The following is a 20,780-nucleotide window of genomic DNA, read 5'->3' as shown; positions in this document are numbered from 1 at the left end:
GGTAATAATGATGTTATTATTATTAGTGCTTGTTAAAACTGACTAGAACGAATAACAAGTTAATTCGCTCTCCACAAATATAAGGAATAAACAATATCATTTCCCGTAGAATAAATTGAAAATTCAAACATTATTTTTCTTAAATAATATCAAAGACAGTTGTGAATATTTTATGTATAATAGTAATTGTGACAATTTAGTGAAAAAGCATATCAGCCACATTGGAAGCGCTTCAGATTTTTTGAAATTTTTTTTGTGTTTTTCAATTCTCACTACATATGTTTGACAGTAAGAATCCCTCTATTGTACGATTACAAGGGGTATTTAAACATCGCTAAAATGCTGATTTGTAGTTAGATAGAACACCTGTTACCTTAAGCGTTTTCTAAAGTACATATATGAAGATTAGGGTGGGGCAAATGTCAGCAGAACCATCGAAATTCCAAGGATTCTTGAAGGCTTTCGCTTTGATGACAACGATCAGCTCATACTTTGTAGGGTCTGTTTTGCTGGGGATCTTTATTGGACGATGGTTAGACAAGCAGTTTCATACGGAAGTAGCATTTCTCGTAACAGGCTTACTGCTTGGTCTCGGAGTAGCAGTGACGGGGATAATTATTGCAATAAGGCGCTTTTTAGGAGGCAGTTCCCGTGAATGATTTTCATGTTGTTGCGAAACGATACATAATGTATACGGTAATACTTATAATAATTTTTATGGTCATTGCTCTATTTTTCACTAACACCCAATTTTTCCTCGGCTTAACACTTGGAGCAGTATTTAGTTTATTTAACTTATTAAGTATGTATAAACAAGTTAAGGCTATTGGAAATATACTTGATGGGGGCACTGCTAAGTGGTCTTTTGGAAGTTTAGCGCGGGTGATTTACGCAGTGTTAGCTGTGATTATTGCAATGAGGTTCCCTGAGTACTTTGACTTAATGGGGGTTATCATAGGTTTAATGGTTACCTATGTTTTAATATTAATAGAACCTATCATTTACATGAGACATCATTTGAAAACCAAATGATGTCAACACCAGATTACAGAAAAGAGGTGAGAGCTTTTGGGTGATTATTATACAGACCCCGTCGTATACCTGTTTGGAATTGAATGGTTAGCATTTAATTTAGCCAATATTTTTATGGTAACTGTTTCATTAACCATCGTTTTCTTCGTATTGTTTTTCATGTCAAGAACGATCAAGATGTATCCTAGTGGAGCACAAAACGCGTTAGAGTATTTAATCCAATTTATTAAAAACATTATCAGTAGTGCGATGGATTGGAAACAGGGACAACACTTTGTTGTACTCGGTGTAACTATTATATTATATGTGTTTGTATCGAATATGGCAGGGATTCCATTTGAGTTTGCGCAATGGACAGATGAAGGGAAAATTGTTTGGTGGAAATCACCGACAGCTGACCCAATGTTAACCCTTTCTTTAGCTGCGATGGTCATTCTTATGACACATTACTATGGTCTAAAACTAAAGGGCCCGAAAGAATATGGTAAGGATTATTTCAGACCTGTGTTTTTCTTATTCCCATTTAAAATAATTGAGGACTTCTCTAATACAATCACACTTGGAATGCGTCTTTACGGTAACGTTTATGCGAAAGAAGTGTTGATGGTTATGTTAGTTGGTTTAGGGACAACTTCTGTTTTATGGGGGATAGGAGCGTTCGTACCGATGGTAGTATGGCAAGTTTTCGGTACATTTATCGGGGCACTACAAGCATTTATTTTCTGTATGTTAACAATGGTGTATATGTCTCACAAAGTTAGTGAAGATCACTAAAAGTAGTAATTATGCTCTTTCTTTTTAGGGCGTTACAAAATAAAAATAAAATTATTGTCTTATAATTTAAAGGAGGATATTTATCATGGAATTCTTTTCAGTAGCATTAGTTGCAAGTATCGCTGCACTAGCAGGTGCGTTTGGTGTAGCAATCGTAGTACGAAGTGTAGTTCAAGGGATTAGCCGTCAGCCAGAAATGCGTGGACCAATTCAATTACTTCTATTCATTGGTGCACCACTAGTAGAGGCGATTCCAATCCTTGCTATCGTTATTGCCTTCATGCTATACGGATCACTGTAAGAATAGTTTTTAAGTCTTACACAAGAAAAGGATGTTACATAAATTTTAGAACGTCAGTCACTTCGTGATCTAATATCCTAAAATTGCATCCACATCTTCTTGTAACAACAATCTAAATGGCGGAGAATGCTAGTCTTCGCCATTCCTTATGATAGGACTTGGAAGTGAAGGAGGCGAATAAGTTGGAAGCACTGTTTGGTGAAACATTTACTTTCGGTGATGCTATATTTCAGATCTTAGGATTCCTAGTGCTAATGTGGCTATTAAAGCGCTATGCCCTTGGTCCTGTAATGGATATGATGGAAAAACGGGAAAACCACATTGCCGAGCAAATTTCCTCAGCTGAGAAAAATCGTCAAGATGCTGAAAAATATTTAGAAGAACAACGGGAAGCGATCCAACAGGCCCGTTTAGAAGCAAAAGAAATCGTGGAAAACACGAGAAGAATGAGCGAGCAGCAAGCGGAAGAATTAAAAGCCGAAGCTAAACGTGAGGCAGACCGTAGAATCGAAGCTGCCATTGCCCAAATTAATCAAGAAAAAGAACAAGCGATCTCCGCGCTTCGTGAGCAAGTTTCTACCTTGTCCATTCTTGTGGCCTCAAAAGTAATTGAGAGAGAATTAGATGAGCAAGAACAAGAAAAGCTCATTCAAGAAACTCTTAAAGAAGTTGGCGAAGAACTATGAAAAAACATCCAGTAGGATTTCGCTATGCAAGTGCGATGTTTGAATATGCACAAGAAAAAAACTTACTCTCAGAGGTCAAACAGGAACTAGAGCTCGTGTCACAAGTTATGCGGGAAACGAACCTTCTTGACGAAGTGTTTAGACACGCAAAAATGACTCCAGAAGAAAAGAAGAAGATCGTTTCTTCTAGTTTTTCAGGAAAAGTGAGTGAAGCAGTAGTAAATTTACTGTTTATCTTGATTGATAAAAAACGGGAAGATGTTTTCCTAGCAATCGTGGATGACTATAATAGTTTGTTTAACGAGGCAGAAGGAGTTGCGGAAGCGCAAGTATATTCTGCAAAGGCCTTAACAGATGAGGAAAAAGAAGCAGTAGCTTCGGTTTTCGCAGCGAAAGCAGGTAAACAAAAGCTATTAATAGATAACATCGTGGATAAAGAATTAATCGGTGGTTTAAAAGTAAGAGTCGGCGATCGTGTATATGATGGAAGTGTAGCAACGAAGCTTGCACGCATTCAACAGAGCATGATGCACGGTAACGTTAGTAGATAGGGGTGAACGTAATGAGCATCAGAGCCGATGAGATCAGCTCTATTATTAAAAAGCAGATTGAAGGCTATCAATCTGAAATAGAAGTGAATGATGTTGGTACCGTTATCCGCGTAGGGGACGGGATTGCCGTTGCTCACGGTCTTGAAAGCGCAATGGCCGGTGAGCTTTTAGAGTTTTCTAATGGCGTAATGGGTATGGCTCAGAACCTTGAGGAAGATACAGTAGGTATCATTATCCTAGGGCCATATACTGAAATTCGTGAAGGTGACGAAGTGCGTCGTACTGGACGAATCATGGAGGTTCCAGTTGGTGAGGAGCTTCTAGGTCGTGTTGTTAATCCATTAGGTCAACCTGTAGATGGTCAAGGTCCTATTGAAACAACGAAAACACGTCCAATCGAAAGTCCAGCACCTGGAGTAATGGATCGTAAGTCTGTACATGAGCCATTACAAACAGGGATTAAATCTATCGATGCATTAATTCCAATTGGTCGTGGTCAACGTGAGTTAATCATTGGTGACCGTCAAACTGGTAAAACTGCAATCGCAATGGATACAATTATTAACCAAAAAGATCAAGATATGATCTGTATTTATGTAGCTATTGGTCAAAAAGAATCTACAGTTGCTGGCGTTGTTGATACCCTTCGTGAACACGGAGCGTTAGATTATACAATTGTCGTAACTGCAAGTGCTTCTCAGCCAGCCCCATTATTGTTCTTAGCACCATACGCAGGGGTAACAATGGGTGAGGAATTTATGTATAACGGAAAACACGTTCTTGTGATCTATGATGACTTAACGAAGCAAGCGTCCGCTTATCGTGAGCTTTCCTTGTTACTTCGTCGTCCTCCAGGCCGTGAAGCGTATCCAGGGGACGTATTCTATCTTCACTCCCGTTTATTGGAGCGTGCAGCGAAGTTAAGTGATGCGAAGGGTGCAGGTTCTTTAACGGCTCTTCCATTTATCGAAACACAAGCTGGTGATATTTCAGCATATATTCCAACTAACGTTATTTCCATTACAGATGGACAAATTTTCCTACAATCTAACTTGTTCTTCTCTGGTATCCGTCCAGCGGTTGATGCAGGTCTTTCCGTATCACGTGTAGGTGGTTCTGCCCAAATCAAAGCGATGAAGAAGGTAGCAGGTACACTGCGTCTTGACTTGGCTTCTTATCGTGAGTTAGAGGCGTTCGCACAGTTCGGTTCTGACCTTGATAAGTCTACACAGGCGAAGCTTAACCGTGGTGCCCGTACAGTAGAAGTATTGAAGCAAGGACTTCACCAACCTCTTGCGGTTGAAAAACAAGTTGTGATTCTATTCGCCTTAACGAAAGGTCATTTAGATGATGTGGAAGTAGAAGATATTCAACGCTTTGAAGCTGAGTTGTTTACGTTCTTAGAACATAACAATAAAGATCTTTTGGATCATATTAAAACAACTGGAACGCTACCAGAAGAAACGGATCTGAAGAAAGCGATTGAAGACTTCAAAAACACTTTTAGCGCATCTTAATGAAACGATGAACTAGTTCGTAAGTAAAGGTGGTGAAGAACGTTGGCTTCATTAAGAGATATAAAATCGAGGATTACCTCGACGAAAAAAACGAAGCAGATTACGAAAGCAATGGAAATGGTTTCTGCAGCAAAGTTAAACCGTGCCCAATCTAAATCAACTTCCTTTTTACCATATACGGAAAAAATTAGAGAAGTGGTTTCCAGCATCGCATCTGGAAATGAAGAAGAGAAAGGCATCTCTCACCCAATGCTAGAGGCTCGTGAAGAAGTGAAAAAGACAGCTTATATTGTCATTACATCGGACCGAGGACTATGTGGAGCGTATAACAGTAGCTTGTTAAGAAATACCCTTAGAATCTTGAACGAAAGACATGCCTCTCCTGAAGAGTATGGTCTTATCGTAGTTGGGCGAGTGGGACGTGATTTTTTCAAAAAGAGAGGTTTACCGATTTATCAAGAAATCGTGGGACTTCAAGATCAGCCTGAGTATCAGGAGATCAAAAATATCGCCTCCACTACGGTGCAGATGTTTACAGATGGAATCTTTGATGAGATTTACATCCACTACAACCATTTCGTGAGTGTAATTAGTCAAAAAGTTACGGAATCAAAGCTTCTTCCACTCAATGAATTTGGCGGTGACGCTGACGGGGAAGAAGTAACGGAAGACAGCAGTAGCACAAACCTTGAATATATTTATGAGCCAAATCCTGAAATTATTTTGGAGCAGCTTCTACCGCACTATGCGGAAAGCCTTATCTATGGCGCCCTTCTCGATGCGAAAGCAAGTGAGTTCGGAGCTCGTATGACGGCAATGCAATCTGCAACAAATAATGCAACGGATCGAATTGATGAGCTGACGTTAGTATATAACCGTGCCCGTCAAGCGGCGATCACGCAGGAGATTAACGAGATTGTAGGGGGAGCTTCTGCCCTAGATTAATCCGAAGGCTAGTGGTTGATGGATTTTACAGCCTCAACAGGCACAGTAAATCCAACAGTTTTTTTGAAAAATCAAGTAGTGTGGCAAGTAAGAAGTAGTAAGGAAGTAGTAATGCTGGCATGAAGTAAGGAAGTAGTAATGCTGGCACGAAGTATGGAAGTAGTATGGAAGTAAGGAGGAAAGCAGATGAATAAAGGACGCGTCACAAAGGTAATGGGTCCAGTAGTTGACGTTCAGTTTGACCGTGGCCAGTTACCTGAGATATATAACGCATTAAAAGTGGAACGCCAAGCCCAGTCTTCTGGGGAAGTAGACGTAGATCTTACGTTGGAAGTGGCACTTCATCTAGGTGATGATACAGTTCGTACTGTTGCCATGTCTTCCACAGATGGACTTGTCCGTGGAATGGACGTTTTAGACACAGGTAAAGCTATCACTGTTCCTGTTGGTGATGATACGTTAGGTCGAGTATTTAACGTGCTAGGTGAAAACATTGACTTGGATGAGCCAATCGATGCTTCTGTTCGCCGAGATCCAATTCACCGTCAAGCACCTGTTTACGAAGAGCTTTCTACAAAAACAGAAATCTTAGAAACTGGAATTAAGGTCGTTGACTTATTAGCACCGTACATAAAAGGTGGTAAAATCGGTCTCTTCGGAGGTGCCGGTGTAGGTAAAACGGTATTAATTCAAGAGCTAATTAACAACATCGCCCAAGAGCACGGTGGTATTTCCGTATTCGCAGGGGTAGGGGAGCGTACTCGTGAAGGGAACGACCTTTACTTCGAGATGAAGGACTCTGGGGTTATTAATAAAACAGCAATGGTATTCGGTCAGATGAACGAACCACCTGGAGCACGTATGCGCGTTGCCCTAACTGGTTTAACAATGGCTGAACATTTCCGTGATGAAAAAGGTGCAGACGTACTTCTTTTCATCGACAACATCTTCCGTTTCACGCAAGCAGGTGGTGAGGTATCTGCACTATTAGGTCGTATGCCTTCTGCCGTAGGTTACCAACCAACACTTGCAACGGAAATGGGTCAATTACAAGAGCGTATCACTTCAACGAAAAAGGGTTCTGTTACATCGATCCAGGCTATCTATGTACCTGCCGATGACTATACTGACCCTGCACCAGCAACAACTTTCGCTCACTTAGATGCAACAACAAACCTTGAGCGTAAGCTTTCTGAGATGGGTATTTACCCTGCGGTGGATCCACTTGCATCCACATCACGCGCCTTATCTCCAGAAATCGTTGGTGACGAACACTATGAAGTGGCTCGTCAAGTTCAGCAAACATTACAGAAATACAAAGAGTTACAAGATATCATCGCCATCCTTGGTATGGATGAGTTATCGGAAGAGGATAAGCTTACTGTACACCGCGCCCGTCGCATTCAGTTCTTCCTTTCTCAAAACTTCCACGTGGCGGAGCAGTTTACGGGACAACCTGGTTCTTATGTGCCAGTTAAGGAGACGATCCGTGGTTTCCGTGAGATTCTTGATGGTAAACATGATGATGTTCCAGAGGATGCTTTCCGTCTCGTAGGTCGTATTGAAGAAGTTATGGAGAAAGCGAAGCAAATGCAATAAGAAGCACTAGCCCATTTTCTGTGGAAAAATCTCATTTGAGTTCAAGTTTGTTTCTAAATGAAACTTAGGACGTACTCACTGAGGTTTTTCTGAAAAAACTTATTAGGGTTTTTAAGATAGTGACACGGATTTTCTCAAATCTACTTGATGTATTTGAGATAAACAGATGGTTTTTCTGAAAAAAACTAATTAAGGTTTTAAGGTAATCAGATGGTTTTTCTATAAAAAACTAATTAAGGTTTTTGAAGAAAATGGGATGGCTTCGAAAAGGAGGGTGAACCGTGAAGACGATGCAGGCCAATGTCGTCACTCCTGATGGCAGCGTATTTGAAGGACAGATCGAAATGGTTACGGTGAAAACAACGGAAGGCTCCCTAGGTATCATGGCGGGGCACTTACCGCTAGTTGCACCACTAACTATCGGTATCGTTCGCCTTAAAAATGATTCAAATATTCAGCTCGTCGCTGTCAGTGGCGGTTTTATGGAAGTTCGCCCAGACGAAGTAAGTATTTTAGCTGAATCAGCTGAGTTACCGTCAGACATTGACGTAGCGAGGGCACGGGCAGCGAAGGAACGTGCTGAACGCCGTCTTGAGCGAGCGAAAAAAGAACATATTGATTTCAAACGTGCCGAGCTTGCTTTAAAACGAGCTATAAACCGTCTTGAAGTAGCTGGCAGTTAATAAGTTTGAAAAATGTTTCATTTATTTATGAGGAATGGGAACGTGAACGTTCAGGTGAATCACTTTGATTTCTTCTCCCTTGGTTGGGGGAAGATGCGAGGTGAGGGAACCTGGGCGTTTTTTTTATTTTATTGTGATAGAAGCAAAATAAAGTGCTGCGGACAAAACTGACGTGAAGAAAGGTTGAAATGTCCGCAGAAGAAGGGTCGGCGGACAAAACAAACAATAATAAGGTGTGAAATGTTCGCAGACGAAGACGCAGTGGACAAAATCCCCAAGAAGAAGGTAAGAAATGTCCGCAGCTGAAGGGTCAGCGGACAAAACACACAGGAAGAAGGTATGAAATGTCCGCAGACGAAGACGCAGCGGACAAAACAAACAAGAAGCAGGTGTGAAATGTCCGCAGAAGAAGGCGCAGCGGACAAAACAAACAAGAAGAAAGGATGAAATGTCCGCAGCTGAAGGGTCAGCGGACAAAACAAACAAGAAGAAAGGATGAAATGTCCGCAGACGAAGGCGCAGCGGACAAAACAAACAAGAAGAAGGTGTGAAATGTCCGCAGACGAAGACGCAGCGGACAAAACAAACAAGAAGAAGGTGTGAAATGTCCGCAGACGAAGACGCAGCGGACAAAACAAACAAGAAGAAGGTGTGAAATGTCCGCAGACGAAGACGCAGCGGACAAAACAAACAAGAAGAAGGTGTGAAATGTCCGCAGACGAAGACGCAGCGGACAAAACAAACAAGAAGAAGGTGTGAAATGTCCGCAGACGAAGACGCAGCGGACAAAACAAACAAGAAGAAGGTGTGAAATGTCCGCAGACGAAGACGCAGCGGACAAAACAAACAAGAAGAAGGTGTGAAATGTCCGCAGACGAAGACGCAGCGGACAAAACAAACAAGAAGAAGGTGTGAAATGTCCGCAGACGAAGACGCAGCGGACAAAACAAACAAGAAGAAGGTGTGAAATGTCCGCAGACGAAGACGCAGCGGACAAAACAAACAAGAAGAAGGTGTGAAATGTCCGCAGACGAAGACGCAGCGGACAAAACAAACAAGAAGAAGGTGTGAAATGTCCGCAGACGAAGACGCAGCGGACAAAACAAACAAGAAGAAGGTGTGAAATGTCCGCAGACGAAGACGCAGCGGACAAAACAAACAAGAAGAAGGTGTGAAATGTCCGCAGACGAAGACGCAGCGGACAAAACAAACAAGAAGAAGGTGTGAAATGTCCGCAGACGAAGACGCAGCGGACAAAACAAACAAGAAGAAGGTGTGAAATGTCCGCAGACGAAGACGCAGCGGACAAAACAAACAAGAAGAAGGTGTGAAATGTCCGCAGACGAAGACGCAGCGGACAAAACAAACAAGAAGAAGGTGTGAAATGTCCGCAGACGAAGACGCAGCGGACAAAACAAACAAGAAGAAGGTGTGAAATGTCCGCAGACGAAGACGCAGCGGACAAAACAAACAAGAAGAAGGTGTGAAATGTCCGCAGACGAAGACGCAGCGGACAAAACAAACAAGAAGAAGGTGTGAAATGTCCGCAGACGAAGACGCAGCGGACAAAACAAACAAGAAGAAGGTGTGAAATGTCCGCAGACGAAGACGCAGCGGACAAAACAAACAAGAAGAAGGTGTGAAATGTCCGCAGACGAAGACGCAGCGGACAAAACAAACAAGAAGAAGGTGTGAAATGTCCGCAGACGAAGACGCAGCGGACAAAACAAACAAGAAGAAGGTGTGAAATGTCCGCAGACGAAGACGCAGCGGACAAAACAAACAAGAAGAAGGTGTGAAATGTCCGCAGACGAAGACGCAGCGGACAAAACAAACAAGAAGCAGGTGTGAAATGTCCGCAGCTGATGACGCAGCGGACAAAATAAACAAGAAGAAGGTATGAAATGTCCGCAGACGAAGGGTCAGCGGACAAAACCATCAAGAAACAAGAAAAAAATGTCCGCAAAAGGATAAAAAATATGTCGCCATCGCCTATATTAGTAGGCTCTAACGACATAAATAACGAATTCATATAGTGATTAATTAAGTAGCTCGATCCTGATCCCGATTACGATTAAGATTCCGAGCCTGAGACTGAGCTCTGAGCCAACAGATACCAACAAAAGCGTTGATTTAGTAGTACTACATGGAAGGTAAGCGTCCAAGAATAACTAAATACTTTGGGCACTCCGTTCGACAAAATAAGAAGAAGTACTGTGTCCGATTCTTTGGAAATATTTGTTTAGAGATCTTCTAATCCTTCTTTCACACGTAATAACCCTACACCATTCCTGAATCCTTTTAGTGGTTATTCTGTCATTTGGAAAGAGCAGTCTGTACTCCTCAATACACCTTAAAATAGCATTTTCAACTGATTCTTCACACCCGCATTTATGACAAAGCAATGTCCTTTGCAACTTCCCAGGCGGTGCAAAAAAAGTACCACACTTCCCACAAACTAGCCCCTTTTCAAGAATCTCAAATGAATAGTCTGGCAAGTCTTTGTATGGTGATTGGTTAACATGTAAAGATAAGATTTGATTTGCTAAGTGCATTTGATGTTGAGAAGGCTGTTCGGAGCGTTTACTCGTCTTTGCTTCGGTTGTTTTAAGCTGTTGAAAAAATTGTTCCATTTGAGTTGGCAAAATGATAGGCAAATCACGGGTTGCACCAAACAATGTAAATTTTTCATTAACAAATGCTAAGTTAGATACGACTGGGAAATTTAGACCTAGTTGCTTCAAGAGGTAGCGATATGAGGTGTCGCAACGTTCTAATTGTTTTAGAGGATTACTTCTTGTTTCCTGGTCCTTCCTATAAAAACGACCATTCCTATATTCATATTCATTCAAAAAGTTTTTTACATCAAACAAATAGTTAGTTCCAGTAGTGATTAACAAACTGTCTATCTGGAATGTAAAGTTATCAATCTTGAGCCAAATGTCATTCAAAATTACCCAATTATCAGGACAATTTTCGTAAAACGTATCAAATTTCACCTCACCTTCATATCCACTATTAATTGCATACAATCGTTGTTCAAGTTCCTTTGTGAATTTCATTCTTAAACTCAAGGAATTCATGATGAGAAGTTCTAGAGAGGGGCTTCGAGGTTTGAGAATAGTAGCCATAGCACACTTCCATTCTATTTTTTTTGAGGAGCATCTTAAATATACAACGGTTGTCAAAAAAAAACAAATATTTCCCTGGAAATTTGAATACTTTCGACATGAGAATCGGAGAGCTGAACAATAACACTCTAATTTCCCTATCTATCAATCCATTATTGTATAAATCTATTAAATTTTGCCGATGCTAGAGTCAATAAATTGACAATCTCGTAGCCGAAGACTCGACAAAGCAGTAATAAGTTCGCAAAATAGACAAAATTTCGTGGTAAATAAAAAGATCCATATCCAATAAAAACTCCACGAGATTTACAAAGTGTCGTGCAACACACAAAGTTCGCGTTAAACAAAGAATAGTCCAATAACTGATAATCCATTTAGGAGGGAAAAAATTGAGCGTAAAAACGAAAAGGAAACTAATTGTAATTGGTAGCTTTATATTAGGGTTTGGTTTTTTAGGCGCCATGGACGGAATCATGTTTCATCAGATTTTACAATGGCATAGTGTAGTCATGGATACGGATCGAACGGGACAAATTATGAGCGATGGAATCTTTCATTTTGCCACAACGATAACACTTGTAGCTGGAGGTGTGATTTTGTGGCTCGCAGGAAATCCGACTGACTTGTCCAAAGGTGTGCGATTGCTTGTAGGATATTTCATGATTGGTGGTGGAACTTTTAACCTCATTGAAGGCATCATCAACCATCACATTTTAGAGATACATAGAGTGAGGCCTGACGCTGCTAATCCATTAATGTATGACTTAGCATTTTTGGCTTCAGGGGTTATTTTGATTGTTGTAGGTTTGCTGATAAAACGAGGTAGAAGAACGACACCTACTACAATCACGGGATAATTGGAAAAAGGAGGTAGAGCATAATGTATAGGATAATCAGCTTCTTTGTTATATTTTCCTTTGTTGCAACCACTCTTTATTTTTATCAGGAAAGCCGTCATCATCATTCGCACCCAAACCCGAACCCACACGATCACCCTCATACTCAAGATGTCATGGCACATGGCCTTGGATCTATTGATATCCCTGAGGAGCAAGCTGAAGACGCGCCAACCATTGAAGGAGTGATTCATGAACGACGTGATGGAGTGTGGCAAGTTACCTTAAAAACATCAAATTTCACATTCACTCCTGAGAAGGCAGGTTTAACTGGAGTTGAGCAAAGGCTAGATGAAGGACATGCTCACTTATACATTAATGGGGAAAAAATAGGATCGATTTTTGAACAGAAAATAACTTTACCAAGTCTAGCACCTGGTACATACGAAATTAAAATCTCATTAAATGGTCATAACCACGAAGTTTTCACACTAGAAGGTAAGGAAATCGCCTTCAAAACAGAGGTAACAGTAACAGATTGAAAATACAAAGATTGTAATAAAGCTCTGTAAGGGGAACCTCACTTGTTATGCAGATTAATAGATTTAGTGTCGACAATATTCAATCAAGCTATGTTATTGATGATATCTAAAACTAAATTGCATAAAAATGAGGTTAGAAATATGTCATCGCCACAGTCGGGATTTTTCACATGAAAAATAATAGAACAGCACCGTTAAGATGAAACTGCGAGAAACGCCAAAATCCACGCCCACAACCACGCCTTGACTATCAAAATTAATGCAAGTAAAAATATAGCGCAATTCAAAAAGTAATGAGATAATTTATCATATACTTCAAATAAAAGGAGAGGTAAATTCTCATGACAGCAGCAAATGCAAATGACCCAAACATTCATGCAGTACATATAAAAGGAGATCGGAAAGCGGTTGCATTCACTTTCGACGATGGGCCGAATCCAATCTATACACCACAAGTGCTGGATATATTTCGCCAAGCTGGAGGCAAAGCAACGTTCTACATGATAGGAGAACATATGACGCAATATCCTGAGCTAGCAAAAAAAGTGGTAGAAGAGGGACACGAAATTGGGAATCATACCTACACCCATCCGATGTTGACAAAATCAAACTCCACAGCAGACCATCGCCAAGAAATTGATAAAGCACATGAAACAATAACAGAGATAACTGGTCAGGCACCGACTACATTCAGGGCACCATACTTTGATTTTAATGAAGAAACGGTTGCAATCACCCAAGAATTTAACTACAAAATGATTGGTGCAGGGAACCCGGAAGCACTCGACTGGGAGATGCCTGGCGTGGATCACATTTATACGAAAACGAAAGAAAGCTTAGTTAACGGAAGCGTCCTCCTTTTTCACGACGGCTATAACGACAGATCACAAACGATTGAGGCCGTTAAAATGCTAGTCAAGGAGCTTACCGAAGAAGGGTACGAACTCGTAACTGTCAGTGAACTACTTAAATTGGCAACCACAACGACCTAAACACTTTACATAATGGAAAGGCGGAACCAACGATGAAGCTTGAAAAAGGACAAAAACTACTTTTTATCGGAGACTCCATTACAGATTGTGATCGCGCAAAGCCAGAAGGAGAAGGGAATTTTGGAGCACTTGGAACAGGATATGTTTCCCAAGTGGATGCACTCCTCCAATCAGTCTATCCAGAGCTTGGCATTCGTGTGGTGAACAAAGGAATTAACGGCCATACCGTGCGCAATCTAAAGGCAAGATGGGAGACGGACGTCATAAAACCAAGTCCAGATTGGCTAGTGATCATGATTGGAATTAACGATGTTTGGCGCCAGTACGACCTGCCGACTCAACCAGAGAAGCACGTCCAACTGAAAGAATACAAGGAGACATTAGAGGAGCTCGTGACAGTGACGAAACCGAAACTTAACGGTGGCCTTGTCCTTATGACACCATTCTATCTTGAAACGAATGAGGCAGATGCTATGCGGAAGACGATGGACGAGTACGGACGAGCTGTGAAGGAAATCGCAGAAAAATACAATTGCCAGATTGTCGATACCCAAGCCGCATTCAACGAGCAGCTGAAAGAGCTCTATCCAGCAACATTGGCGTGGGATCGCGTACACCCAAGCGCTGCTGGCCATATGACAATTACACGCGCATTCTTGAAAACAGTGGGTTTCGACTGGAACAAAGCTTAAACATTTACTTCCCTTTTGGGAAAACATAGCTAATATTATTGAACGGAGCTAGAACCTGTTCGTGGTGACTTTGTCCCACAGCAGGTTCTTTCCGTTTTTGTTTATCTCAAAGGAGGAGCACTAAAAATGTCTAAGGAATGTACACAAAACCAACTGTGAGAAAGACTAAAAGAAACCCCACTGCTAACCAGCTATGCTGATACTCCTTTTCCTCTCGCTTGTATAACCACTCCTCTAAGCCACGCAAAAAATTGATAAATGCTAGAAAAGTAAATAGTAAAAGGGGAGAATATGTTGGAGGAAATCTGGTAGAGGCATAAGCTGCAACACCTAAAAATGCAATAACTAATAAGATATCAATTGCAATGAAGAGTTTGTTTCGATTATGAAAAACATTCTTGATAAACGATTTGCTGAGCTTATGACCTTTCTTTTTACGCAGTAAAAGATCTGTAAATAAATAGACGACTAAAATAATAATCAGTGTTACTAACATAGGATCATTCATGAATGTAGCCTCCAAAATTATGTAATATTCTAATAATAACACACGCAACCAAATTTCTGGGAGTTAATACAGTGCAGTGTTCATTCCACCTTGATGAGGACAACCAGCCTCTTTTTCTTATATAGAATAGGTGTATAACAACTATATAGTTGATTGACACATATAGTTGTGTAAGATATATTGTGTAGTATGAATAGTAAAAATTTAGATTGGAATAATCAGTTGTCAAAGGGAATGTTTGAATTGGCAATTTTACTTTTAGTTAGTAAGAAGCCAATGTATGGGTATGAAATTACGAAGGAGCTACAACAGGGTGGCGTTGTTAATCTAGCGAGCGGATCCATTTACCCCATTTTAAGACGGCTAACGAACAACGGCTGGATCAAGTTTTACCAGGAAGAACATGAAGGAAGGAGTAGGAAGTATTATCATTCAACGAAGGAGGGCGACCAGGTTTTGAAGGAGCGTTACGATTATTTTCAAAGACTGAACGGTTTTCTTGTGTCCCTAAAGGAAGGTGATACGGATGAGTGAACCGCTGAAGGATTATCTTGCTCAGCTTGAGGTAAAACTCAGGTTTTTGCCCGAAAAACAAAGGATAGGACATATAAATGAAGTAAAAGATGATCTCGTTTCGACGGCAGAAGAATTGATGGAGCAGGAAAGTTGTAGTAAGGAAGAGGCGGAGCGGCAGGCTGTGGCGTCCTTTCTACCATCGCAGGAGCTTGGGAAGCAGATCGTTGACCAATATAACAGAGAATTTGACTTGAACTATAAAGGGGGAAACGTTGGTTTTCAGCTTGCACTGGGGTTTTTACTTGGAGCTCTTTCCCTGATGAGTTTACCGATTTATTATGGTGAGGTTGCGGAAAACATAGCAACCCTAATGATTTCAAATCTAGTAAAATTCCTTATTGCGGGCGCTGTCATTGTCGGTTTTTTTTGGTTCAAGTTTGATCCATTAAGATATAAGGTTCTACGTTATACAAAGGTTTTTATGTTAATTCTGCTTGTACTCCCCCTTGGGTCATACATTCTTCATATCATTCGATTTAGTGGTATATCTACTTTTTCCACGCTGTATTTGTTTGGTTATTTAGTGGTATATCTACTCATTTACTTGTTACTTCGGCGTATGTATAAAAAAGCTTTGGTAGATTCGGCATTAAATTAAAATATCCAAGTAGGCAAAATTCAAATATTGTGCTGGTGTTAGCTGCAGGCTATTCATTTTCCACAGGAATAGAAGCTCTGTAGCGCCTATCTCTTCTTCCGTTATAGTAGTTCTCTTTTGTAAAAAATTGATTAAAAATGTATAGTAATGGATTATTTTACAAATAGTATAACTGGCGCAATGATTTAACTTTCATTGCATGAAGGATATTGTAAGTCGCTATCATGCTCCCTTTCAGCATATGCGGCTTACTTTTCAAGAGGAGGTGCTACATAATGGATGCACAACGAGCACAAGAAATTTCAAACTCGCAAACGATGGCGAATGTCATGTATAATGGGCAGCAGGTTTACATTGAACATGTAGATCAGTCAAACGGGATGGCGACGATTCATCCAGTAGACGAGCCGAATAGTAAGCAGAGCGTGTCTATAGACAGTTTACAAGAGCAGCAATAAGAAGTGAAAACACCTCTATGGCCTAAAACTTAGGTTATGGAGGTGTTTTTTGTTGGGACTGTTTTCGTTTGAAGTTGATTTTCACATCGGGCGATTCCCTTCCCTATGGACGCTTGCTCTAGTTCTAGCTACCATTCAGGATTTTAACGAAAAAGACAGTGGCAGTCTCATGCAATGCTTAATGTTGTAAAAAGTGGATAGGTTAGGATAAGCAGAATAATAGGGTAAAGGAATGCAAGGCAGCAAAGTAGAATACCTAATAGAGCAAAACCTTTTCCGGGCTGCGGTTCTTTTTTTATTTCTAAAAGGCTGACCACCCCAACGACAAGGCCGATGACAGCAAGTGGGAATCCAAGAAATGCGAAGATCGATAACAGGAGCGACAAAACGCCAAGTACGAGAGTAGCAGTTGCTTTAGAATTGTACGTATTGTTAGTGCTAGTATATCGGTCATTCCGACCACTAGTTGTATTTATCATTTACTCACCTCTAATATAAGTTGTCTCCACATGTATAGTAGGCGAGGAGCAATATTATGTTAGCTGGTAACCGACTTATATAAAGAGCTATTATGTTAGCTGGTAATCGACTTATATAGAGAACGCAGCAGTTTATAAAAATAATGCACCAAGAAAATGAATCATTTTCGAAACTTTATAGATAAAAATCCGTTGATAGTGTAAGAGCTTGATAGAGATCATTTTAGTAAAATGATTTGTTGATGAGAGAAGATAACTCTAGAGGAGAAGGGACCGGGGACTTTGGAGAATGAAAACAAACAGAAAGTGAAGAAATGGTACAACGAATATAATAGAGATATTTATCAATATGTACTCTTTTTGTGTGGGGATCATGAAAAAGCAAAGGATTTGATGCAGGAAACGTTCCTTCGTGCCTATGATAATTTTTCGTCTTTTGATGGGGGTACTGTGAAAGGGTGGTTATTTCGTATTGCTCGTAATATCACGATTGATACGATTCGGAAGGAAAAACCAGTGGCCTATTTGTTCGATCGATTACCAAAGGCAGTGGACAATGTTGGATCGCCAGAAAAAATTGTTACGCTAAATGAGACTGAAAGGGAATTGTATCATGCACTAGGCAAATTGAAGAGAACATATCGTGATGTTATTGTGCTGAGAAAACTAAAGGGTTTTTCCATAAAGGAAGTGTCTGAAGTTCTTGACTGGTCGGAGGGTAAAGTGAAAAGTACATTGTTTAGAGGAATGAAGGCACTAAAGTTGCAGCTGGAAAAGGAGGGATACCAGCATGAAACGATTTGAGGAGAAGCGTGTGTTGGACCAGGATTTTGCAGGTCTTGAAATAAAGCTAGAGTTAACAGACGGAGAGCAGGCAGATGTGGACCGTCAGTTTTCGGATAAACTAGAGGCACGAAAGTTGGAGAACAATGAAAAGGATGTGAGTTTAATGAAGGGGAAGAGTCCGTGGAAATATTACGCGGCGGTAGCGGGAGCAGCGGTTATAATGCTACTGTTGTTGGTGCCAGTATTGACCGATTTCGGACAGAGTGGTTCGGGATCTGGGATAGGTGGCGAACAAACTGGAGATACGCTTCTGTTTGGTGATATAAATGATCTGGAAGATTTCGAGTTTGCTTTTTTTAACTGGTATGATGAGCCGAATGTTTCTAGTGGCAGTTCTCAGCTAGCACCTGATGATGAAAGGCTGAAGGAATTAGTGAGTGAGATCCGGACTATGGATGTTGAGCAGATGAAAACGGAAGAATATGAGCCAGACTTTGCTAGGCCAGACAGTTATTTAGTGAATATGGTTCACGATGAAGCGATGAATATTTCAACAGCAGTTACTGTTAATGAGGAAGGCACCGTGCATATTTTTGAGCACGCCACAATGGATGGACCCGCGGATATTTATCGGAGTGAGGGGAAGGTTGATTTTTTCGAGAAGATGAAAGGAATCGTTTTGGAGGAAAGGGATAAGGAAACTAGTTGGCACAATGATGATTCTGCAATTGATGAGGTTGCGTTTGAGTACAAAGACGAGGCGGAAACGGTTGATGGAGCGGAGGTGCTGGAGATTCGCAGTGAAGATGGCAGATTGATCGCAGATTTGTCGGACATTGAACCGGGATCTGCACAGATAAGGGAGCAGGAAACTGGGGCGGTAGTCACGTTTCGTTTTGTGCAAAATGGTTTTGTTTATGCCTTTACGAGTAACCACATCGGGGAAACAGTACCGTTTTATTTTAAAGGGGAAATGATCACCGCTCCTAAGGTAAATATGTCAATTCAAACAGAAGAAATTATGATATCTGGAGAATTGGACGATGAATTAATGGAGGAAATTGTGGATGTGATTAACGTTACCAGGTAACCGACTGTTATATCGAACAAACACTGAAAGGGGGAGAATGACATGAGATACACAGACAAATTAGATAGTGTAACTAAAGATAAGCTTACTGGATTTTTTGTGGGGTGGCCAAACCCACCTTCTCCAGAGACACATATGAAGCTGTTGGAAAATAGCAGTCATATTGTTTTGGCAGTGGAGGAAGAGTCAGGGCAAGTGGTTGGATTTATTACTGCCATTAGTGACGGGGTGTTGTCGGCCTATATTCCATTGTTGGAAGTGGTGCCAGAATTCCAAGGTCAGGGGATTGGTAATGAACTAGTAAAACAGATGCTTCAGAAATTAGATGGATTGTATATGGTGGACTTATTGTGTGACGAGGAGTTACAACCTTATTATGAAAAACAAAGCATGATTAAAGCCACTGGGATGATGATTCGAAACTATCAAAATCAATCAGGGAAAGGTTAGGAAGCAAAGTAGATAGCTGGGTAGTCGGTTGTAATTATATGAGGTTGAGTGACTGGGAGAAGAATATAGTGATAGTTTGAAAATAGTAAAGTTTTAGTTTAATAGTTACTAATGATAAAGGAGAGTTCCGATTAATTGTAATCGGGACTTTTTGATTAAAGATAAGAATTTTTACGTCTCTTCGAATTCATGTCTAGCTTCAGCGCCTACTTCCTACAAGGCACTTCGAAATGACAACAACGAGCTGTTCTTCATGAATCTGCTATAAGTTGCCTCGACATATAACCAACAGAGCTAAGCTATTAAAGGAAGAGGCAGTGATTTTCGTCCTCTAGTTGTTGTCATTCCTCCACTGCCCTACGCTTGTGATCATAGTCGTTTGCGCTTTTCTTATAAAATCATATAAAACAAGAATAATTTCGTGACACGATGAATGGACTAATAGTGAGGGGATAATCAAGTTAATCAAAATCGTTTAAGTAGCAACGAATCCTAGCAAAGCAAGCGTGTGTGAAGGAAAGCAAAAGTTGGCTATGGATAGCAAAGATAGCTATGGATAGCTATCCGAAGCACGCTATTGCAGTGCATTTCAGTGCTTTGCAATGCAGAAAGGAGGTTCACAAATTTGTGCGGGGCCTGGTCCCCGACAAATAGTTCGGGGACCAGGCCCCGCACAACCCCCGCACAACCGCAACATACTAAACAACTTTGTTTAAAAAGTCACTCTGTTATTGTCCGGCATTAAAAACTGTTGTAGTCAATCGAACGAAGATTCAGCAATACACAATAAAACAGAAAATGAATAATTCGAGGGAATCTACTTGTATCACATTTAATTCCACTCATCAGACACAAATGTTTTTTTCTTCCAGACGATCAAAACAGAAAACTTTTTTAACAATAACACATTTTTAGCTAGTTTTAATTTATTTTTTATCAAATAATAATTATTATAATCTAACCAACCAACAGACCAACCAATAAAACGCTTTCACAACAACGTTCTAAGCGATAAACACAGGTTACAAACTAGTTAAACACTATTTGTATAGTGTGTAACATACTAATCTGAGAATTTAGAATAATATAGCAAAATTGTCACCACTTTGTTATAATTTGAACTGAAGTTATGTTATACAAGTTTCATAGTTTAACTATTATGGAGGGGAGTGAACATATGGAGCTGGGGTATTTTGACAGTTATATTTTCGTTATCGTCTTTATTTTGTTAGGGGTTGCACTTCCAGTTGGAGCTCTCACATTTGGTCGGTTACTTAGGCCAAAAAACCCGTACGACAAGAAGCTTTCTACATATGAAAGTGGTATTGAACCAACGGGAGATGCTCAAGTTAGGTTTCATGCGGCGTATTACATTGTTGCGCTCGAGTTTGTCATTTTTGACGTTGAAACCGTTTTCTTATACCCTTGGGCCATGGCTCTAGGTGAGCTGGGGTGGGTAGGTCTTAATGGCGGATTGATCTTTATCGCGATCTTAGCGTTAGGACTTGCATATTCTTGGAAAAAGAAGGTGCTAGAATGGAACTAAAAGGTTTT

Annotated in this window: 25 protein-coding genes; 21 read left to right on the top strand and 4 right to left on the bottom strand. The window is 40.6% G+C overall.

All coding sequences use genetic code 11. From position 1 onward, the window contains the following. The first annotated feature begins 419 nt into the window (after positions 1-419). The 10 genes from BW724_RS21160 (at position 420) to BW724_RS21115 (ending at position 8,088) form a co-directional block, all read left to right on the top strand. Complete coding sequence (locus BW724_RS21160; protein WP_088077060.1) at positions 420-659, top strand: AtpZ/AtpI family protein; 240 nt, start codon at positions 420-422, stop codon at positions 657-659. Further along, entirely contained in the window at positions 652-1,032 is a 381-nt protein-coding gene (locus tag BW724_RS21155; protein WP_088077059.1) for an ATP synthase subunit I, read from the top strand. The genes BW724_RS21160 and BW724_RS21155 overlap by 8 nt, the downstream gene beginning before the upstream one ends. 36 nt (positions 1,033-1,068) lie before the next feature. Beyond that, positions 1,069-1,806: a F0F1 ATP synthase subunit A gene (gene atpB / locus BW724_RS21150; protein WP_088077058.1), complete on the top strand. Its 738-nt coding sequence runs from the start codon at positions 1,069-1,071 to the stop codon at positions 1,804-1,806. 85 nt (positions 1,807-1,891) lie between these two features. Further along, positions 1,892-2,107, top strand: coding sequence for an ATP synthase F0 subunit C (gene atpE / locus BW724_RS21145; protein WP_088077057.1), 216 nt, complete (start codon positions 1,892-1,894; stop codon positions 2,105-2,107). Between the two features lie 182 nt (positions 2,108-2,289). After that, positions 2,290-2,793 carry a F0F1 ATP synthase subunit B gene (atpF, locus tag BW724_RS21140; protein WP_268876164.1) on the top strand — a complete coding sequence of 168 codons (504 nt, stop codon included), beginning with the start codon at positions 2,290-2,292 and terminating at the stop codon, positions 2,791-2,793. Beyond that, positions 2,790-3,344: a F0F1 ATP synthase subunit delta gene (locus BW724_RS21135; RefSeq protein ID WP_088077056.1), complete on the top strand. Its 555-nt coding sequence runs from the start codon at positions 2,790-2,792 to the stop codon at positions 3,342-3,344. Before atpF ends, BW724_RS21135 begins: the two co-directional genes overlap by 4 nt. Positions 3,345-3,355: 11 nt before the next feature. Further along, a complete protein-coding gene (gene atpA, locus BW724_RS21130; protein WP_088077055.1) occupies positions 3,356-4,861 on the top strand; it encodes a F0F1 ATP synthase subunit alpha in 1,506 nt (501 codons plus the stop codon). A 42-nt stretch (positions 4,862-4,903) separates the two neighbouring features. Then, complete coding sequence (atpG, locus tag BW724_RS21125; RefSeq protein ID WP_088077054.1) at positions 4,904-5,806, top strand: ATP synthase F1 subunit gamma; 903 nt, start codon at positions 4,904-4,906, stop codon at positions 5,804-5,806. Positions 5,807-5,992: 186 nt separating this feature from the next. Beyond that, positions 5,993-7,405 (top strand): F0F1 ATP synthase subunit beta, encoded by a 1,413-nt coding sequence (gene atpD, locus BW724_RS21120; RefSeq protein WP_088077053.1) that lies wholly within the window; start codon positions 5,993-5,995, stop codon positions 7,403-7,405. 281 nt (positions 7,406-7,686) lie between these two features. Then, entirely contained in the window at positions 7,687-8,088 is a 402-nt protein-coding gene (locus BW724_RS21115) for a F0F1 ATP synthase subunit epsilon (protein ID WP_088077052.1), read from the top strand. Between the two features lie 123 nt (positions 8,089-8,211). On the opposite strand, the gene BW724_RS23365 is transcribed toward BW724_RS21115, so the two are convergent. Both BW724_RS23365 and BW724_RS21110 read right to left on the bottom strand, forming a co-directional pair. Continuing rightward, positions 8,212-9,969, bottom strand: coding sequence for a hypothetical protein (locus BW724_RS23365; protein ID WP_140355043.1), 1,758 nt, complete (start codon positions 9,967-9,969; stop codon positions 8,212-8,214). Between the two features lie 290 nt (positions 9,970-10,259). Further along, entirely contained in the window at positions 10,260-11,150 is an 891-nt protein-coding gene (locus BW724_RS21110) for a nuclease-related domain-containing protein (RefSeq protein WP_176371515.1), read from the bottom strand. A 458-nt stretch (positions 11,151-11,608) separates the two neighbouring features. Here BW724_RS21110 and BW724_RS21105 point away from each other — a divergent pair, with 458 nt between their 5' ends. The 4 genes from BW724_RS21105 (at position 11,609) to BW724_RS21090 (ending at position 14,281) form a co-directional block, all read left to right on the top strand. Continuing rightward, a complete protein-coding gene (locus BW724_RS21105) occupies positions 11,609-12,076 on the top strand; it encodes a DUF2243 domain-containing protein (RefSeq protein WP_088077050.1) in 468 nt (155 codons plus the stop codon). Between the two features lie 23 nt (positions 12,077-12,099). Next, entirely contained in the window at positions 12,100-12,597 is a 498-nt protein-coding gene (locus tag BW724_RS21100) for a hypothetical protein (RefSeq protein ID WP_088077049.1), read from the top strand. 341 nt (positions 12,598-12,938) lie between these two features. After that, positions 12,939-13,589, top strand: coding sequence for a polysaccharide deacetylase family protein (locus BW724_RS21095; protein ID WP_088077048.1), 651 nt, complete (start codon positions 12,939-12,941; stop codon positions 13,587-13,589). 32 nt (positions 13,590-13,621) lie between these two features. Then, a complete protein-coding gene (locus BW724_RS21090; RefSeq protein WP_088077047.1) occupies positions 13,622-14,281 on the top strand; it encodes an SGNH/GDSL hydrolase family protein in 660 nt (219 codons plus the stop codon). A gap of 130 nt (positions 14,282-14,411) precedes the next feature. Here BW724_RS21090 and BW724_RS21085 read toward each other — a convergent pair whose 3' ends face one another. Further along, complete coding sequence (locus BW724_RS21085; protein WP_088077046.1) at positions 14,412-14,789, bottom strand: DUF4181 domain-containing protein; 378 nt, start codon at positions 14,787-14,789, stop codon at positions 14,412-14,414. A gap of 189 nt (positions 14,790-14,978) precedes the next feature. Here BW724_RS21085 and BW724_RS21080 point away from each other — a divergent pair, with 189 nt between their 5' ends. The 3 genes from BW724_RS21080 to BW724_RS21070 all read left to right on the top strand — a co-directional run bounded on the left by BW724_RS21080 (position 14,979) and on the right by BW724_RS21070 (position 16,421). Beyond that, on the top strand, positions 14,979-15,323 hold the full coding sequence (locus BW724_RS21080; protein ID WP_088077045.1) for a PadR family transcriptional regulator: 345 nt from the start codon (positions 14,979-14,981) through the stop codon (positions 15,321-15,323). Continuing rightward, positions 15,316-15,963, top strand: coding sequence for a hypothetical protein (locus BW724_RS21075; protein WP_088077044.1), 648 nt, complete (start codon positions 15,316-15,318; stop codon positions 15,961-15,963). Before BW724_RS21080 ends, BW724_RS21075 begins: the two co-directional genes overlap by 8 nt. A gap of 275 nt (positions 15,964-16,238) precedes the next feature. Next, entirely contained in the window at positions 16,239-16,421 is a 183-nt protein-coding gene (locus BW724_RS21070) for a small acid-soluble spore protein H (RefSeq protein WP_088077043.1), read from the top strand. 167 nt (positions 16,422-16,588) lie between these two features. Here the strand turns inward: BW724_RS21070 and BW724_RS21065 are convergent, their stop codons facing one another. Next, a complete protein-coding gene (locus BW724_RS21065; RefSeq protein WP_088077042.1) occupies positions 16,589-16,900 on the bottom strand; it encodes a DUF4190 domain-containing protein in 312 nt (103 codons plus the stop codon). 282 nt (positions 16,901-17,182) lie between these two features. Here BW724_RS21065 and BW724_RS21060 point away from each other — a divergent pair, with 282 nt between their 5' ends. From BW724_RS21060 to BW724_RS21045, 4 genes are all read left to right on the top strand, one after another. Beyond that, positions 17,183-17,704, top strand: coding sequence for an RNA polymerase sigma factor (locus BW724_RS21060; protein WP_235849040.1), 522 nt, complete (start codon positions 17,183-17,185; stop codon positions 17,702-17,704). Next, positions 17,691-18,776, top strand: coding sequence for a hypothetical protein (locus BW724_RS21055; protein ID WP_088077041.1), 1,086 nt, complete (start codon positions 17,691-17,693; stop codon positions 18,774-18,776). Before BW724_RS21060 ends, BW724_RS21055 begins: the two co-directional genes overlap by 14 nt. 42 nt (positions 18,777-18,818) lie before the next feature. Further along, positions 18,819-19,226, top strand: a complete 408-nt coding sequence (locus BW724_RS21050) for a GNAT family N-acetyltransferase (protein WP_088077040.1) — start codon at positions 18,819-18,821, stop codon at positions 19,224-19,226. 1,177 nt (positions 19,227-20,403) lie between these two features. Further along, a complete protein-coding gene (locus BW724_RS21045) occupies positions 20,404-20,772 on the top strand; it encodes an NADH-quinone oxidoreductase subunit A (protein WP_088077039.1) in 369 nt (122 codons plus the stop codon). Positions 20,773-20,780 lie beyond the last annotated feature (8 nt).

Origin of the sequence: Litchfieldia alkalitelluris, from assembly GCF_002153425.1 — a bacterium.
Lineage (GTDB): Bacteria > Bacillota > Bacilli > Bacillales > Salisediminibacteriaceae > Evansella > Evansella alkalicola.
Note: the sequence above shows the minus strand (reverse complement) of the source record. Positions and strands in the feature narration are given on the sequence as shown.

Coding starts and splice junctions, on each gene's coding strand:
- BW724_RS21135 (WP_088077056.1), top strand. CDS start 2,790: ATGAAAAAACATCCAGTAGGATTTCGCTATGCAAGTGCGATGTTTGAA.
- atpD (WP_088077053.1), top strand. CDS start 5,993: ATGAATAAAGGACGCGTCACAAAGGTAATGGGTCCAGTAGTTGACGTT.
- BW724_RS21080 (WP_088077045.1), top strand. CDS start 14,979: ATGAATAGTAAAAATTTAGATTGGAATAATCAGTTGTCAAAGGGAATG.
- BW724_RS21160 (WP_088077060.1), top strand. CDS start 420: ATGTCAGCAGAACCATCGAAATTCCAAGGATTCTTGAAGGCTTTCGCT.
- BW724_RS21055 (WP_088077041.1), top strand. CDS start 17,691: ATGAAACGATTTGAGGAGAAGCGTGTGTTGGACCAGGATTTTGCAGGT.
- BW724_RS21050 (WP_088077040.1), top strand. CDS start 18,819: ATGAGATACACAGACAAATTAGATAGTGTAACTAAAGATAAGCTTACT.
- atpE (WP_088077057.1), top strand. CDS start 1,892: ATGGAATTCTTTTCAGTAGCATTAGTTGCAAGTATCGCTGCACTAGCA.
- BW724_RS21090 (WP_088077047.1), top strand. CDS start 13,622: ATGAAGCTTGAAAAAGGACAAAAACTACTTTTTATCGGAGACTCCATT.
- BW724_RS21065 (WP_088077042.1), bottom strand. CDS start 16,900: ATGATAAATACAACTAGTGGTCGGAATGACCGATATACTAGCACTAAC.
- BW724_RS21095 (WP_088077048.1), top strand. CDS start 12,939: ATGACAGCAGCAAATGCAAATGACCCAAACATTCATGCAGTACATATA.
- atpA (WP_088077055.1), top strand. CDS start 3,356: ATGAGCATCAGAGCCGATGAGATCAGCTCTATTATTAAAAAGCAGATT.
- BW724_RS21110 (WP_176371515.1), bottom strand. CDS start 11,150: ATGAAATTCACAAAGGAACTTGAACAACGATTGTATGCAATTAATAGT.
- BW724_RS21085 (WP_088077046.1), bottom strand. CDS start 14,789: ATGAATGATCCTATGTTAGTAACACTGATTATTATTTTAGTCGTCTAT.
- BW724_RS21070 (WP_088077043.1), top strand. CDS start 16,239: ATGGATGCACAACGAGCACAAGAAATTTCAAACTCGCAAACGATGGCG.
- BW724_RS21075 (WP_088077044.1), top strand. CDS start 15,316: ATGAGTGAACCGCTGAAGGATTATCTTGCTCAGCTTGAGGTAAAACTC.
- BW724_RS21045 (WP_088077039.1), top strand. CDS start 20,404: ATGGAGCTGGGGTATTTTGACAGTTATATTTTCGTTATCGTCTTTATT.
- BW724_RS21100 (WP_088077049.1), top strand. CDS start 12,100: ATGTATAGGATAATCAGCTTCTTTGTTATATTTTCCTTTGTTGCAACC.